Source organism: Brachyspira pilosicoli (genome assembly GCF_036997485.1).
GTDB lineage: Bacteria > Spirochaetota > Brachyspiria > Brachyspirales > Brachyspiraceae > Brachyspira > Brachyspira pilosicoli_C.
Genome location: NZ_JAWLPU010000003.1, coordinates 60,837 through 77,118, shown reverse-complemented (window position 1 = coordinate 77,118; position 16,282 = coordinate 60,837). Strand labels below are relative to the sequence as shown.

Sequence of the window (16,282 nt, the reverse complement as noted above, 5' to 3'; positions counted from 1 at the left end):
TGATTTTGTGCTTTTAGGACATGATGCTTACAACAGTTTTATTGAATATGTAGAAAATAATATAGATTTTGAGTTTCTATCACATATACCAGGTTATGATAAAAATTATGAAGTTCAAAGAGAATCTATTATTAAACTAATCAAAAAATCTAATAATAATGAATCTTTTATAGATTATGTTTCATATACCTATCAAACTCTAAAAAGTAATATAATAAAACAAATTGTACTAACTCGTTTAAAAAATGAAAATGGAGAAGAATATTCTTTTATTAATGATGATAAATTTAATCTCACAAGTGATGAATTAGTTAATTATTTATCTGTACTCTTAATATTAAAAGATATAATGCATACTAGTTATATAGCATATCTTCCTATTTACAATGAATATAAATATGATGTTAAAGAATTTAGAGATAAAGCAAAAGAAATGATAGATAATTCTATCGATAATATATCTACTTTAGAAAACATTAATCCAATATTTATAGCAATAGCCGCAAAAAGTATATTACCATATTCAATAAAAAACGATGAATTGTCTTCTTCATCAAGGCTCATCGCCATTTTGTTTAATATATCTAGGATAATATCATCATATCCATATATCGAAAACAACATCATATATACTCAGCCTATATTTGTGAGTGCTATATATAATTTGGTAAATAATGCTTCATTTTTGGGATTAGATTATATTATGATTAAAAAATTATATGATATAGTAAAAACAGGGGAAATAGAGTGGAAAAACTAATTAAACATAATATTAACTTTATAGCAGCGGCAGTATCTTCTTTAACTATTATATCTATGTGTGCATATATGATACTCAATATTAACATATATATAATGAATATATTAATTTGCATAGAGTTTTTATGTTCTTTTTATTTTGTATGTGTATTTTTTTATAATGTTAAGAAATATTCGAGAATAGAATTATTTTTTTATCTGGTTATTTATTTAATGCCTTTTATATTATCTATATTAGGATTATTTTATGCTTTTAATTTCTTCTCACTTGATAGGATATTTTTAAGAGAAAGTATAATTGCTTCTTTTTTAACTAGGATTTATCATGTAATATTTATTTTTTACATTGGTCATATAATATATTTTTTCTATTTATTTAGCATTGAAAATAATAATACTTTTTTCTCCACATTATCATCAAATTTTATAGTGTGCATATCTATAGTTGTAGCTTTGATATTTATAATATTATACAGTATTTTGAATTGGGCATTTGATGGAAAAATATCTAATTCTTATATAGATATAAGAGATAATATTATATATGAGGCACAAACCACATTCTCTTTGGAATCTGATAATATAGACTACGAAGGATTTGCAAATAGTTACGATATAGCTTTAATATATTATGACAACGAACTTAAATACCAAATAGAAGATTGGAATAATTTTAAAAAGAAACATTTATTATTTGAGACAGCAATATACCAGGGCGAAGGTTTTTTTATATTAAGCAGCGGCAAGAGATTTATATATTCTTATTATATTTTTATTTTGGCGTATGTTATAGTTAATTCTTTAATTTTAGTATTTTCTATATTTTTCTTTAAAATATTTTTTGAGAAAAAATTTAATTGTTATGTAAATATTATGATAAAAGGTTTTAAAGAAGATAGTTATATTTATGCAATAGATACAGATAAAATGGATAATACAGAAATAAAAGAACTTTCTGAACTATACAATAAAAAACTATTAAGTTATAAATATAGAGAAAGATACGTTAAGATGTTTACGAGATAATTTCTCCGCACGTTGAATTGGTTTTAAAATATAAGTTTATTAATAACAACATTTTTATTTTATGTATAAATTAATTCATCGTGCGGTTTTTAATTCTTAATTTAATAAATTTTTTTAAATAATTTCAATTAAAATCATATAAAAAAATTGACAAAACAATTATGTAAAGTATAATATTTTTATATGAAAAACTTTACTTTATTAACAAGACAAGACAAGACAAGACAAGACAAGACAAGACAAGACAAGACAAGACAAGACAAGACAAGACAAGTTTAAATTTTTAAATAATTTATATTTCTTAGAAAATTTAAAACCTGTATTTTCATTGCATAATTTTTTTAATCATATATTTTTTAATAGCATTTCAATAATTTCAACTATTAATCAAAGTATTTTAAAAGGGCTTGAAACCCTTGTTTTTAAGGTAGTATGGTATTATGATAATAATACGAATATAGACTTTATTTTACGCGAGCTTGAAACCCTTGCTTTTGAGAGTAAACATTTTTTAAGAATATTTATAATAAAATTAATTTTAAGGAGAGTTCATTATGAACAAAAAAATCTTATCAATCATTTTTAGTTTATTTTTAGTAGGTGTATTTAGTATAAGCTGTTCCAATGCTGAGCAGCAAACAGATCCAAAAGGCATAGAGCAGTATAATGGTAATAGTTATGTATCAGAAAACAGTTTTAATTATCAAAGTAGCCAAGTATATTTATGGCTAACAGTGAAAGATGGTAAAGTTGGTATTATTAACGGTAATGACCAAACATCAGAACCTACATATTTAGGATATATGGATGTAACAGGTTCAGGTACTGATTATACTTTTGATTCTGGTGATAATACTGTATCAGGTACTTTAAAATTTACTGATACTTCTGTAACAGTTAATTTTACAAAAAATGCAGCAATGCCTAGTATTGAAGGTCAGAATATAGTTTGTAATAAAAAATAATTAATCATATTTCTACTTAAAAGGCTTTGCTTGAAAGTTTAAAAAATTTTCAGGTGAAGTCTTTATTTTGGCAAAATGTAAAAAACTCTAAAATACTCTATAAAAGCAATGATTCTTTTATAAGTCTTCAAATGGAATTAAACAAAGATTGCCCTAAAAACTCAAAGATAATATTGTATAAAAAACTATAATATTATGTCGCAAAAAAAATAGCTTCATTTTACGAACAATTATAAAAGGCTATAAAAATAAATGATATTGTTAGTATTAATCACAGAACAACTGCTATATTAGCATCATATTTTGATATATTATTTTCTATAAATGAAGAACTTCATGTTGGTGAGAAAAAAGTTATAAGTTATGCTAAAAAATTATGTAGTAAACTGCCTGATAATTTTAATAAATACATAGAAGATATTATAAATAAGAATAATATTTTAGAAAAAATAAAAAATCTTATTGGAAATATTAAAAAATTTTTTTAAATTTAAAATATAGCCATATATTTTCTTTATTGACAAATATATAGCTATATATTATTCTATTTTTTTTATTATTTATTAAAAATAAAGGAAATTTAATGGATTTAGAAAAAAATGTTATATATGAAGATGATGATTTACTCTCTCCAATAGACGTTTCAAAAATATTAGGCGTGTCGAGAACTACTGTAAATTATTGGGTAAGACATTATGGACTTAAAGCTGATCTCACGCCAGGTAAAAGATATAAAATTAGATATGCCGATTTAAAAGTGTTTTTAGCATTCAATAAAAGAGAGAAGAGAGTAAAATTAAAGAGAAAAGTCTCTAAATATAAAATAGCAGTTATAGAGCCTATAGAAATTACAAGAAAAAACTATTTACAATGGCTTAAAAATGATTATGAAGTTTCTATAGTATCTAATTTAACTAATCCATTAAATGAATTAAAAAAAATACTTCCAGATATTATTCTAATGGATATTAATTTATCTGATGATAAGGATTATTTCTATTTATTAGATGAAATAAAAAAAGAAATAAGTTTGAGAATGGCACTCATTATTATAATCACAAAAAAATATAATGAAGATGATGTAGTTAATGGGCTTGAAAAAGGTGCTTGCGATTATGTACAAAAACCTGTTGGTCAAAATGAATTAAATGCAAGAATAAGAAATGCTTTAAGATTTTATGTAGATATTTAAAGCATATTAACTGGATCTATATCTATTTCTATATAATTATCTTTTTGTGCTATAAAGGATTTGTTTAAACTTTCAAAGAATTCTTTTAGAAGCGAATGAGAAGCTGTTTTGATTAAAATATTCCATCTATAGTATTTATTTAATTTGCTCATAGTACAAGGAGCAGCACCTAATATTTCTACTTTTTCTGTGTATTTATAAGTGAGAGTTCTAACTAAATCTGCTATAATATTGGCATCACTTTCTACTTTTTTTTCATCTATTCCGCGTACAACAATTCTCACCAATCTCAAAAAAGGAGGATAAGGTAAACCTGCAGTATGTTTTCTATTTTCTATTTCTCTATTGTAAAAAGAAATATAGTCATGCTCTTTAGCATAAAGTATTGAATAATGATTTGTATTAAATGCCTGAATATAAACAATTCCTTTTTTGTCTCCTCTTCCGCTTCTTCCAGCAACTTGAGTTATTAGATTAAATGTTCTCTCAGCACTTCTAAAATCTGGTATATGAAGCGACATATCGGCAAGCAAAACTCCAACCAAAGTAACATTAGGAAAATCAAGCCCTTTAGCTATCATCTGTGTGCCAATTAAAATATCTATTTCTCTATCAGCAAACCTTTTAAATATATCTTCATATTTTTTTGTGCCTCCAACAGTTTCTTGGTCCATTCTCTCTATAACAGCATTTGGAAATAAAGTATTAAGATTCTCCTCAACTTTTTCTGTACCAGTTCCAATTCTCTCAAAATGCCCAATATTGCATTTGTCGCATAACTCTTCTACAAACTGTGTATATCCACAGTAATGACACATAACAACATTCTTTTTTTTATGATAAGTAAGCGAAACAGAACAATTTGGGCATTCCAACACCACCCCGCAATGAGAACAACTCACCACTGGGGCATATCCTTTTCTGTTTAGAAACAATATTATTTGCTCTTTTAATTCCAATTTTTTATTAATTTCTTTAACCAGTGTTTGGGTAAGCATTGGAAAAGAATCAGCCCTCTTTTCTTTTTTTAAATCCAAAATCTTAACTTCAGGCATATTAATTGATGATGCCCTTTTAGTGAGAGTGAGAAGTTCTATAGTACCATTTAAAGCATGATAATAGCTTTCAATAGAAGGAGTAGCACTTCCTAAAATAAGAGTAGCATTTTCTCTTTCTTTTCTATAGAAAGCAATTTGCCTAGCATGATACCTCGGAGTTTCATTAGACTTATAACTAGTTTCATGCTCTTCATCTATCACTATAATACCAAGATTAGGAGTAGGAGAAAATATAGCACTTCTTGCTCCTATAACAATTTTTATATCATTATTTCTTATCATCTGCCAATATCTATATTTAGAAGTAGGAGATAATTTACTATGAAGCACAGCAATTTTTCCTTCAAACCTTTCAGCAAATCTTTTTATAGTTTGAGGAGTGAGAGATATTTCTGGAAGTATTACTATAGCCTGTTTGCCTAAATCCACTACCCTTTTAATAGCCTGTAAATAAACTTCTGTCTTACCGCTTCCAGTAACACCATGAAGCAAAAAACTTTTAGCTTTTTTTTCTTCTATAGTTTTTAATATTGTATTTAAAACATTTTCTTGTTCATCATTAAGTTTTAAATATTGCTGTTGTTTAACTTTTATAGGTTTAGGAGTATTTTTCTTTTTTGAAGGATTTCCAGCAGGCAAAGCAGCAAATAATGCCTCACCATAAGAAGAATGATAATATCTGCTCATCCATTTAGCTAAATTAAATTCGTTTTCAGAGCATATAGGTTCAAGGTCTATTCTAGTTGTGATAGGCAGTACTTTATAATCTCCGTCAAGGTTATCTGTTTCTTCTATTACAATACCCTTAACACCTCTATTTCTTATAGGAGCTATAACTCTACAACCTATCAAACTATCATTTATATCATCAGGTTTTTTATATGTAAGTATCTTATCTATAGGAAGATTAAAAACAACTTTAACATACATTACATTTTTTCACGGCGCTTTTTATCTTCGTATTTAGACATACAATTAATGCATCTTAAAGTATATGGTATAGCAGTTAATCTCTCTTCATTAATTTCTTCTTTGCAATCTATACATTTACCGTAAGTACCATCTTCAATTCTTTTAAGAGCATTGTTAAGCATATCTAATTTATCTCTTTCTTTTTGCGAAAAAGATACTAAACTTTGTTTTTCATAAGCTTGGAAAGCTATATCAGCCAAATCTCCATGAGCATCTTCTTTAAGTGTTTCGTAAGATTCATTACCGCTTAATAATTCATCTAAAGTTTTTCTTTTTTCTTCCAGTATTAAATCTTTAAATTTCTTTAATTTTTTAGCATTCATTTCTTAAACACCTTATATAATATTTTAAGAGAATAATATATAATTAACGTTTTGAGAATTGGAATAGCTTTCTAGCACCAGATCTACCATATTTTTTACGTTCAACCACACGAGAGTCTCTTGTAAGGAAACCGTTACGCTTTAGAGTAGTTCTAAAGTCTTGGCTTTCACCTATTAAAGCTTTAGCTATACCATGTCTAACAGCATCAGCTTGAGCAGAAACTCCGCCGCCGCGTACATTAGCATATACATCATATTTACCTAAATTTCCTGTTACTTTTAGAGCGTCTTCTACAACTTTAAGTAAAGCTGCTCTATTGCAGAAATATTCAGCATAGTTTTTACCATTTATTAAAATTTTACCACTGCCTAAAGCTATACGAACTCTAGCATTAGCAGTTTTTCTTTTGCCTGTGAATATAGTTAATTGTTTAGATGCCATTTTTTAACTCCTAATTATATATTTACAACTGTAGGTTTATTAGCTTCATGCTGATGTTCGCTGCCAGCATATACTTTTAATTTTTTAAGATGCTGTCTGCCTAATGGATTATGTGAAAGCATACCCTTAACAGCTATTTTAACCATTCTTTCAGGATTTCTTTCTAATAGCTCACCATAGCTTACAGATTTTATACCGCCAGGATAACCTGTATGTCTATAATGTATTTTGCCTTTCTTTTTGTTTCCTGTTAATACTATATCTTTAGCATTGATAATAATAACATAATCACCATTATCTAAGTTGTAAGCATAATCAACTTTATGTTTTCCTTTTAATAAATAAGCTGCTCTGCTTGCAACTCTTCCTAAAGATTTACCTTTAGCATCTATAATAAGCCAGTTTTGTTTTATATCTTTTTGGGATAAAACATAAGTACTATCTTTTGTTTTTAATGTTTTCTTATCCATAATACACCTTCTAAACGTTTTTAAATATTGTGGTTTTATTCTAAAATGTAACGAGTGATTAATTATAACACAAATAACTAATGAAGTCAAATTTTTTTACAGTTTACTTCACACAAATTACATAAATTCTATACTTTTTATTAAAAAACAACATATTAAGTATTTTATCATATTTTTATGTTAATTATTTAGTATAAATTTTACCATTATGTTTTTCTTTTATTTTTGCAACAGTATCAGATATCATATTAACAGACTGCATAATATCATCAAACACATCAGGTTTTATAGACTGCGCCCCATCACACAAAGCATGTTCAGGGTCATTATGCACTTCTATAATCATACCATCAGCACCGGCAGAAATTGCAGCAAGTGTTAAAGGAAGTGCCATCCAAGATTTACCGCTTGCATGCGAAGGGTCGCCTATTACAGGTAAATGGCTCAAACGCTTTATTGCTGGTATTGCTGATACATCGAAAGTATTTCTTGTGTATGTTTCAAATGTTCTCACCCCTCTCTCGCATAATACCACATTATCATTGCCCTGATTAAGTATATACTCAGCACTCATAAGCCATTCTTCTATAGTATTAGCTAAGCCTCTTTTTAAAAGTATTGGCTTTTTTAATTTTCCAACTTCTTTTAAAAGCTCAAAATTCTGCATATTCCTTGCCCCTATTTGAATCATATCAACAGTGTTTTCAAAATCTTCTAAATGTCTAATAGATACTATCTCACTTACAATAGGTATACCAACCTCCTCTCTTGCAAGTTTTAATATTTTAAGTCCGTCAAGTGCTAAACCCTGAAAAGCATAAGGAGAGGTTCTTGGCTTAAAAGCTCCTCCTCTAAGCATTGAAGCTCCTGAAGCTTTTACACTTTTTGCTATGCTTATTAATTGCTCCTCGCTTTCTACAGAACAAGGTCCTGCTATTATTACGGGCTTCTCTCCACCTATTTTTACTCCAGACACTTCTACTATAGTATCTTCTTTTTTAAATACCCTATTTGCTCTTTTAAATGGCTCTTGTACTTTTAAAACTTTTGACACCCCAGGTAAGGAAGCTATCAAATCTCTGTCTATCTTAGACGTATCGCCTACCATTCCTATTACTGTATAATCCACACCCACACTTTTATGTATTCCTAAACCTGCATTTTTTAATCTTTCTATAATACTTTCTATATGTTCTTCTTTGGCATTTGGCTTCATTACTACTATCATAATAAAATCTCCTTAAATACAAAAAATAATTATTATGAATTAGTATACATTAAAAAATTATATTTTGTGTAAAAAAAATATTTATTAATGGTACTGAAACAAATTTAATATAATTAGATTTAAAAATTACATAACTTGCTATTTATGAATAACTTAAAAATAACTCTTTTATATTGATATTATATGTTTTTTGTATATAATTTATTATTATGAAAAATGGAAAAGTAATATTTCCGGGTACTTTTGACCCTTTTACTTTGGGACACCTCGATGTTCTCTATAGACTTGCTGATATATTTGAAGAAGTATATATATCTGTGGCTGTAAACTTAGAAAAATCTCCAACTTTCACTATAGAAGAGAGAAAAGCTATGATTGAAAAGGTGGTTGGTAAAAATGATACAATAAAAATTGTATCTATATCTGGGCTTGTTACAGAATATATGAAGCAAAATGATATAAAAGTATTAGCAAGGGGAATCAGAGACAGCGAAGATTTATATTATGAACTAAAAATGTCAAGAATGAATAAATTATTATACCCAGAAATGGATACTATATTTTTACATACATCTGAGCATTATGCATATATAAGTTCATCGCTCATTAAAGAGATACTAAAATTTAATGGTCCTATAGATGGCTTAGTTCCAGAAGTTTTAATAGATGATATTAAATCCAAATTCATAAAAAAATAAAATAATTAAAAAATATATCAAAAAAACGAATAAAGAATAGAATATGAAAAATTTTTACTTAGAAAATTACGGCTGCCAAATGAATAAGGCAGATTCAAATAGTTTAATAAACTCGCTTATGCAAGAAGGTTTTATACAAACAGAAAATTTTGAAAATGCTGATAATATTATAATAAATACATGCAGTGTAAGAGCACATGCTGAAGAGAGGGTTTTTTCAAGAGTAAAGCTATTTAATGCCAATAGAAAGAAAAATAAAAAAGACACAAAAATCATCATTATGGGATGTATGGCTCAAACTTCTAAAGAACATCTTGAAAGTTTAGGAGTTGATAAGATATTTGATGTATATAATGAGGTTAATATTATAGACTATTTGAAAGATGAAGAGGTTTTTGTAAGAAAGTTTAATGATAATTACATATTTAATAAGTCTTATGTTGATGAAGACAAGCCGCATAAAGCATTCATACCAATTACGCATGGATGCAACAACTGGTGTACATACTGCATAGTACCTCACACAAGAGGAAAGATGATTAGCAGAAAATCTAATGAGATATTAGATGAAGTAAAAAGGCTTATTGATGAAGGTGCTAAAGAGATTACGCTTCTTGGGCAGAATGTTAATTCTTATGGTCTTGATATTGATAATGAAATAAACTTTACAGGATTATTATACAAAATAGATAGAGTTGTAGAAGAAAAAGCAAAAGATAAGGTGTGGATAAGATTTTTAACTTCCCACCCTAAAGATTTTGATAAAGAACTTGCTGATGCTATATGGAGTTTAAACAGTTTATGTAAGCATATACATCTGCCTTTTCAAAGCGGTTCGGATAGAATATTAACTTTAATGAATAGAAAATACACGAAAGAAGAATATATTAAAAAAGTGTCATATTTAAGAGAACATGCCGATGACTTCCCTATTTCTACAGATATTATAGTCGGATATGCTGATGAAACTGAGGAAGAATATCAAGAAACATTAGATTTACTTGAAAGCATTGGCTTTGAAGAGGCTTATTTATATAAATATTCTGAGAGAGAAGGCTCTATTGCATACAAAAAGAAAGTGCAATATGATAAAGCGGCGGGAGCAAGAAGACTTACTCAAATAGTTAATTTTCAAAGAGAATTAGCACAAAAATTGTTATCAAAACAAGTTGGGAAAAAAGCTTATATAATGATAGATGATATCGCTAAAGATAATATGCACTATTTATGCAGAAGCAAAGAAAATAGAATAATATTAATAAAAAAAGAAGATGAGCTTAATATAGGCGATGTTTATTACTGTGAAATTACAGAGATAAAAAATCATACTTTAATTGGAAATTTAATAAAATAAAAAAAATATTCAAATAATTTGAAAAAAAAAAATTCATTTTATGTTTATATATTTGCAATTTTTTTTGTTAAATGGTAAAATTTTATCATAACAATTTTAGGGGTAGTATCTTGAGTTGTAATATTTGTGGCAAAAATCTTGCCGTTTTACATATAAAAGAATCTATAGGTAATAAAAAATATGAAATGCATATCTGTGAAGAATGCGAAAAAAAAATGAATATAATGGAAAAATGTATAGAGCTTGAATTTAATAACTTGCATACAATATTTCCAGAATCTAAACCAGTTGCAAATTTAAAAAAGAAAAATACAAAAAAACGCAAAATAAAAGATAAAATATGTCCATCTTGCGGTTATTCTTTAAGAGATTTTAAAAAAACAGGAATAATGTCTTGTCCTAAATGTTATGAGAACTTTTCAGAAAATATAGCTAAATATTTAAGAAAAATACATATTTACAATAATCACCTAGGAAGAGTTGCAAACAAAAATCTCACTAATAGAGATATAGAAGAAAAAATTAAACAATATGAAGCTACTATGGATATGCTCATAAAAATAGAAAACTATGAAGAAGCTTCTATTATTAAAAATAAAATAGAAAACCTTAAACAAACCTTGAATATAAAAGAAACTTTAAGTGAAAATAAAGATGTCCACAGATAATATCGCTAAATGGATATATAAAAAGGGCTTGGAAGATAATATTATATTATATTCCAAAGTATCTATATATAGAAATATAGACAATATTAGATTCTATAATCATATAGATAAAGATGATATAGAAAAAATTGACAGCATTCTAACTAAAGAAATAGAAGAACTTAGAAAATTAGATATTCATCTTGAAAAAATAAAGTTAATAGAGCTGCCGTCATTAGATATTAAGCTTTTAAAAGAAAACCTTACAATACCAAATAAAAGAAATCTCCTAAATGCTTCACTATATATGGATGAAGATGAAGAAACATCTATCTTAATAAATTCTAATGAACATTGTGAGATACAAACTATAGCAAGAGGCTTAGAAATAGAAGAATGTTTTAATAGAGCTTATAAAATAGAAAGCATCTTAGATAAAAAAATAGATTTCGCTTTTAATAAAAAATTCGGATATTTAACCAGCTCGCCAGAAAAAATAGGTATTGCAATGAATTTAACTGTGTCTATGGCAATACCTGCTTTAATATGGAAAACCCCGGATAATATAGAATACTTCATTAACAAAGCATCAAAAAAAGGGCTTGATATATCCATTAGAGCAGGAAGAACTATGCCTGTACTTAATATAACAAACAGAACTATGATGGGTGTTTCAGAAAGAGATGTTTTAAATAATATGCTTGAGATTGTAAATTATATTCTAGACAAAGAAAAAAAGATGAGAGCAAAAATAAAAAATATAGATAGATTAAATATAGAAGATAAAGTTTACAGAAGCAGAGCAATATTGTCAAGTGCAAGAGTTATGAATTATATGGAGTTTATAAAGCATAATTTGTGGCTTAGAGTTGGCTTAGATTGCAATATTATTGATGATATAGATTTAGATACTTTATCTTATATGATATTTATTTCCAAAAATAATCATTTAAAATCAATGTTTAATAATAAAAAAAAGTATAAAAAAGCTTCTGAGATGAGAGCGGCTGTATTAAGAAATATAATGAACCCACAATAAATTTATTTCATCAGTAATTTTATAATATCTAATATATTAAAAGACTTAATTTTATTAGAAAGATTAATTGGAAGCAGAGAAAACAATTTTAATTTACCATTAACAACATGTATTTTAAATTCTGATTTTTTTAAATTAATAAAATCTGATATTAAATTAGAGGTTTCTTTATTGTAAAAAACAACATTAATATTAACATTTAATGACGAATGAGATCTAATAGATATGTTGTCTAAAACACAATAGGCAAATTTTTCATTTCTGTTGTTAATAAGATTACACTCAAAATCATTTAAAATCATTTTTATTGGCGCATTATTTTTTATATTAACAACAATATTTACATTTGTAGAGTCCCATTCAAATTTTTTTAATTCAATGCCATCAAAATTATAGTCTATAGGTATTTTCAAATTGTACTCCTTAAAATTAAAAAAGAGCTATAATCCTTAGATTATAACTCTTATTTTTTTAATAAATAATTAAAATGCTATTAATTAGCCAATTTCAAATTACATTCATGCTCTTCTTTTTTATACATAGCCTGTCTTTTCATAAGCAAATCAAAATCAACCAAATGTCCGTCAAATTCAGGCCCCTCAACGCAAGCAAATTTAGTTTGAGTACCAACTAATACTCTGCAGCATCCGCACATTCCAGTACCGTCAATCATAATAGGGTTCAAACTAACAGTAGTAGGAAGATTATATTCTTTAGTAAGCTTACAAACAAATTTCATCATAATAGCAGGACCAATAGCTATAACCTCAGAAATTTTTTCACCCCTATCATATATCTTTTTAATCATATCTGTAACTAAACCCTTCTCACCATAACTTCCATTATCAGTACAAACTAATAGTTCATCAGATACTTTTCTCATCATATCTTCCATAATGATAAGTGATTTATCTCTAGCACCTAATATAGATATCACTTTATTACCAGCATTATGATGAGCCTGTACTATAGGATGTAAAGGAGCTATACCAACACCGCCTCCAACACCAAGTATAATACCATCTTTCTTTTCAATATGAGTAGGCTGTCCCAATGGTCCTATAACGTCCATTATTTCATCGCCAACTTTAAGCTCCATCAATTTAGCTGTAGAATAACCAATACTTTGAGTTACTATAGTAATTGTTCCCGCTTCAGGGTCAGCATCAGCTATAGTAAGAGGTACTCTCTCCCCTAACTCATCTAATCTAAAAATAATAAAATTACCTGCTTTACGATGTTTAGCTATATCTGGAGCTACAACTTTCATCATAAAAACCTTATCTGACCATTGTTCTTTAGCAACAATTTTATAGCCCATAAAGATTTCTCCTTAAATAATATAAAATTTATTTTTTAAATTATTGATTATTTTCTGTTGTTGTTTCTTCTACAGATTCCTCTTTAGAAGGTTCTTCAGACTTTATTAAATCGGAATGTTTAGGTATTTTAACGCCAAGTCTTTCAACTAAGCGAGCTTTTTTACCAACTTTATCTCTTAAATAGTAAAGTTTAGCTCTTCTTACTTTAGCTTTTCTTATAATATCAATATGATCTATTCTAGGAGAGTTTACTAAAAATATCCTCTCAACACCAACACCATAAGATATTTTTCTAACTATAAAACTTTTATTAATGCCTTTACCGCGCATTGAAATAACAACACCTTCAAATGCTTGTAATCTTTCTCTATCACCTTCTATAATTTTTACCCATACTTTTACGGTATCACCTATTTCAAAAGGCAAAATAGCTTCTTTTTTATGCTTTGCTTCTACTAATCTAATCTGTTGCTCCATTGATTTTTCTCCTAAAAATTTATATTAATTTAATTAAATACACTTTATAGAAATTACATTTTATCACAATATACTAATTTAATCAAGTAGAATATATAGATTTTTTTGTTTAGCTAAGCATATATTTTCTAAACATTTTAATAATATTTTAGTTTTATATTAAAAGTAAAAATCAATAACAAAAACACATAAAACAACCTATCTTGCCTTTTTAAATAAATTTTTCAAGTAAAATACTCTTTAGCCGATAAAATATAATAATAAAAAAGATATAGCTATAGTTGATAAGGGTATAGAGTTATGAATAATGACAAAAAGCAAAAAATTATTAAAACATTTCTTAGTCTGATGATATCATTCTTAATGATTTTTATAGTGGCTATGTTTGCAAGAGTAGCAAGTAATACAGTATTGCCTCAAAATAGCAAAGTATCTGTATTGATTAATGATTATTTAGATATGATGATGGAAATGATGGATAAATTTGCTACAAACTTAAAAATAAAAAGAAATACTGTTTCAGAATATCAAGTAAACTTAATAACACAATCTATATCCGATTATGTAGGATATAGTATGTATCAAACTGCTGATATATTAAAAGATTACAACCCATACAAAAATTATTCTAAAGCAGAATTAGAGAAATATAAAAATGATTATTATAAAATGACTTTAGAAAACCCTTATTTAAGAAGTATGACTGTTTTTTCTATGGACGGTAAAATGAGGCTGAATTTATATTCGGCAAATCACAAATCATGGCCTATAGAATTGCAAGATAATCTATTAAAAGAGGTAAAGAATAAAGGCTCTTTAGTATTAAATGCTGAAAATGAAAATGCTTTCTATATAATGGAATATATCAAAAATAAAAATGGTGAAATTATCGTTACTACAAGAAATGATTACTCTTATGTTTCTGATATAGCGATGTATTATCAGGTGGCAGACAAAAGGCTTTACATAAGTGATTCCAGAGATTTAGTTTATAATGTAAGAGAATCTGTGGGAGAAAAATCTATAGAAAAAGTATCAAGCGTTATTAATAGATTTGCTTACTATAAAAAACAGCCGAGTTTCATAGTTAATGATTCATTATCTGTATCTATGATAGGAAAAGAGTACCCTAATTATTTTGAATTGATAGTATTAGCCGTTACAGCTTTACTTATATTGTTATTCCAATTAATATTAACAGGGATAATTAATTTCTTTAAATACCTAATGCAAATTAAAAGTAATAGAGATTTTTTAGAAAGTGTGAAAGCTGAAAATGAATTATTTATAGATGAAAGCATAGTAAAGGCAGATATACCTAAATCTACAACAATAGATGATATGCCGCCTATAATAGAAAAATTACATTATAAAATACCAGAAGAATATTTTGAAAATAATAAAGAAGATAAATTTAGTATTACAAAAGATATATCAAATATTGTAAATATGATAAAATTTAATAGTTATGACCCTAATAAAAAGGAAGATATAAATAATAACAACGATTATAATGAAATAAATGACAATATAAAAAAAGAAATAAAAGATAACAGCGCAGAAAATGAAGAGAATCTAAATAATATTTATTCATTAAGCTATATAGAAAATGAAGTTGATAGAGAATTAGAAAACAACAAAAATGCAGATTTGAGAGAATTTATAGAAGTTGAAGATAAGCCATTAGAAGAAAATAATATATTAGAATATAATGAGGCGGAAGAAATTCATAAAACAGATTATGAGTATGATGATGGATACAAAATAGAAAGCATTGAAAAAGATGATATTAATTTATATAATAATGAGGAAATAACTAATTTAAATAAAGAAATTGAAAACACAGAAGAATATCAAGAAACCGAAAATGATGAATACAATAGAAATGAATATTATTCTTTAAATGATGAATATTCTAATAATGATTATTTTAACAATATTGATGAAGATATAAGAGATAGAAAAATTATTAAAAGTGATTTATCATTATCGTATGAAGACAAATACAGCAGTGAAAACGTTTTTAATCCAAAAGAAGAAATAGAAGAAATAAGAGAAGTAGAAGAATTAGAAAAAATAGAAGAGGCAAAAGAAGCAATAGAAGAAGAAATAGCAATAGAAGAAAACAATAACGTTAACATGGAAATATATAATTCATATAGCATAGAAAATAATACTAAAGAAAAAATAAAAAATAATATAGATACTAAAAAAACAGAAGATGTATTTGCTGCTTTTGATAAGATGCTATCTTCAATAATAAGCAAAGCAGAAGAAGATGCTAAAAAAAGTATAACTAAAAAATAATAT

The 16,282-nt window shown here is 26.6% G+C and carries 17 protein-coding genes; 9 read left to right on the top strand and 8 right to left on the bottom strand.

From position 1 onward, the window contains the following. Window positions 1-7: 7 nt before the first annotated feature. The 4 genes from R4I97_RS08320 (at window position 8) to R4I97_RS08305 (ending at window position 3,942) form a co-directional block, all read left to right on the top strand. Window positions 8-760 (top strand): pyridoxine kinase, encoded by a 753-nt coding sequence (locus R4I97_RS08320; RefSeq protein ID WP_335784597.1) that lies wholly within the window; start codon window positions 8-10, stop codon window positions 758-760. Next, a complete protein-coding gene (locus R4I97_RS08315; protein ID WP_335784596.1) occupies window positions 748-1,785 on the top strand; it encodes a hypothetical protein in 1,038 nt (345 codons plus the stop codon). Before R4I97_RS08320 ends, R4I97_RS08315 begins: the two co-directional genes overlap by 13 nt. Before the next feature lie 554 nt (window positions 1,786-2,339). Next, on the top strand, window positions 2,340-2,750 hold the full coding sequence (locus R4I97_RS08310) for a hypothetical protein (protein WP_335784595.1): 411 nt from the start codon (window positions 2,340-2,342) through the stop codon (window positions 2,748-2,750). Window positions 2,751-3,333: 583 nt separating this feature from the next. Beyond that, a complete protein-coding gene (locus R4I97_RS08305) occupies window positions 3,334-3,942 on the top strand; it encodes a response regulator (protein ID WP_335784594.1) in 609 nt (202 codons plus the stop codon). Here R4I97_RS08305 and priA read toward each other — a convergent pair. From priA to aroF, 5 genes are all read right to left on the bottom strand, one after another. Next, on the bottom strand, window positions 3,939-5,930 hold the full coding sequence (gene priA / locus R4I97_RS08300) for a replication restart helicase PriA (protein ID WP_335784593.1): 1,992 nt from the start codon (window positions 5,928-5,930) through the stop codon (window positions 3,939-3,941). The two genes, R4I97_RS08305 and priA, sit on opposite strands and share 4 nt — an antisense overlap. Next, the gene (locus R4I97_RS08295) at window positions 5,930-6,295 is read right to left on the bottom strand and encodes a TraR/DksA family transcriptional regulator (RefSeq protein ID WP_335784592.1); all 366 of its coding nucleotides are present in this window, start codon (window positions 6,293-6,295) and stop codon (window positions 5,930-5,932) included. The genes priA and R4I97_RS08295 overlap by 1 nt, the downstream gene beginning before the upstream one ends. 43 nt (window positions 6,296-6,338) lie before the next feature. Next, entirely contained in the window at window positions 6,339-6,737 is a 399-nt protein-coding gene (gene rpsI, locus R4I97_RS08290) for a 30S ribosomal protein S9 (protein ID WP_013243774.1), read from the bottom strand. A 14-nt stretch (window positions 6,738-6,751) separates the two neighbouring features. After that, window positions 6,752-7,207, bottom strand: a complete 456-nt coding sequence (gene rplM / locus R4I97_RS08285; protein ID WP_013243775.1) for a 50S ribosomal protein L13 — start codon at window positions 7,205-7,207, stop codon at window positions 6,752-6,754. 184 nt (window positions 7,208-7,391) lie between these two features. After that, window positions 7,392-8,435: a 3-deoxy-7-phosphoheptulonate synthase gene (aroF, locus tag R4I97_RS08280; RefSeq protein ID WP_147732399.1), complete on the bottom strand. Its 1,044-nt coding sequence runs from the start codon at window positions 8,433-8,435 to the stop codon at window positions 7,392-7,394. A gap of 209 nt (window positions 8,436-8,644) precedes the next feature. Between aroF and coaD the strand changes: the two genes are divergently transcribed. From coaD to R4I97_RS08260, 4 genes are all read left to right on the top strand, one after another. Further along, window positions 8,645-9,133, top strand: a complete 489-nt coding sequence (gene coaD, locus R4I97_RS08275) for a pantetheine-phosphate adenylyltransferase (protein ID WP_335784591.1) — start codon at window positions 8,645-8,647, stop codon at window positions 9,131-9,133. Window positions 9,134-9,176: 43 nt separating this feature from the next. Next, window positions 9,177-10,487 (top strand): tRNA (N6-isopentenyl adenosine(37)-C2)-methylthiotransferase MiaB, encoded by a 1,311-nt coding sequence (gene miaB, locus R4I97_RS08270; protein ID WP_335784590.1) that lies wholly within the window; start codon window positions 9,177-9,179, stop codon window positions 10,485-10,487. 110 nt (window positions 10,488-10,597) lie between these two features. Then, on the top strand, window positions 10,598-11,155 hold the full coding sequence (locus tag R4I97_RS08265; RefSeq protein ID WP_335784589.1) for an excinuclease ABC subunit B: 558 nt from the start codon (window positions 10,598-10,600) through the stop codon (window positions 11,153-11,155). Beyond that, window positions 11,130-12,173 (top strand): guanido phosphotransferase, encoded by a 1,044-nt coding sequence (locus R4I97_RS08260; protein WP_420535692.1) that lies wholly within the window; start codon window positions 11,130-11,132, stop codon window positions 12,171-12,173. The genes R4I97_RS08265 and R4I97_RS08260 overlap by 26 nt, the downstream gene beginning before the upstream one ends. Before the next feature lie 2 nt (window positions 12,174-12,175). Here the strand turns inward: R4I97_RS08260 and R4I97_RS08255 are convergent, their stop codons facing one another. From R4I97_RS08255 to rplS, 3 genes are all read right to left on the bottom strand, one after another. After that, window positions 12,176-12,586, bottom strand: coding sequence for a hypothetical protein (locus tag R4I97_RS08255; protein WP_335784588.1), 411 nt, complete (start codon window positions 12,584-12,586; stop codon window positions 12,176-12,178). 80 nt (window positions 12,587-12,666) lie between these two features. Then, window positions 12,667-13,494 carry a sulfide/dihydroorotate dehydrogenase-like FAD/NAD-binding protein gene (locus R4I97_RS08250; protein WP_335784587.1) on the bottom strand — a complete coding sequence of 276 codons (828 nt, stop codon included), beginning with the start codon at window positions 13,492-13,494 and terminating at the stop codon, window positions 12,667-12,669. Window positions 13,495-13,534: 40 nt separating this feature from the next. Next, the gene (rplS, locus tag R4I97_RS08245; RefSeq protein ID WP_335784586.1) at window positions 13,535-13,972 is read right to left on the bottom strand and encodes a 50S ribosomal protein L19; all 438 of its coding nucleotides are present in this window, start codon (window positions 13,970-13,972) and stop codon (window positions 13,535-13,537) included. Window positions 13,973-14,272: 300 nt separating this feature from the next. Here rplS and R4I97_RS08240 point away from each other — a divergent pair, with 300 nt between their 5' ends. After that, window positions 14,273-16,279 carry a hypothetical protein gene (locus R4I97_RS08240; RefSeq protein ID WP_335784585.1) on the top strand — a complete coding sequence of 669 codons (2,007 nt, stop codon included), beginning with the start codon at window positions 14,273-14,275 and terminating at the stop codon, window positions 16,277-16,279. Window positions 16,280-16,282: the final 3 nt, after the last annotated feature.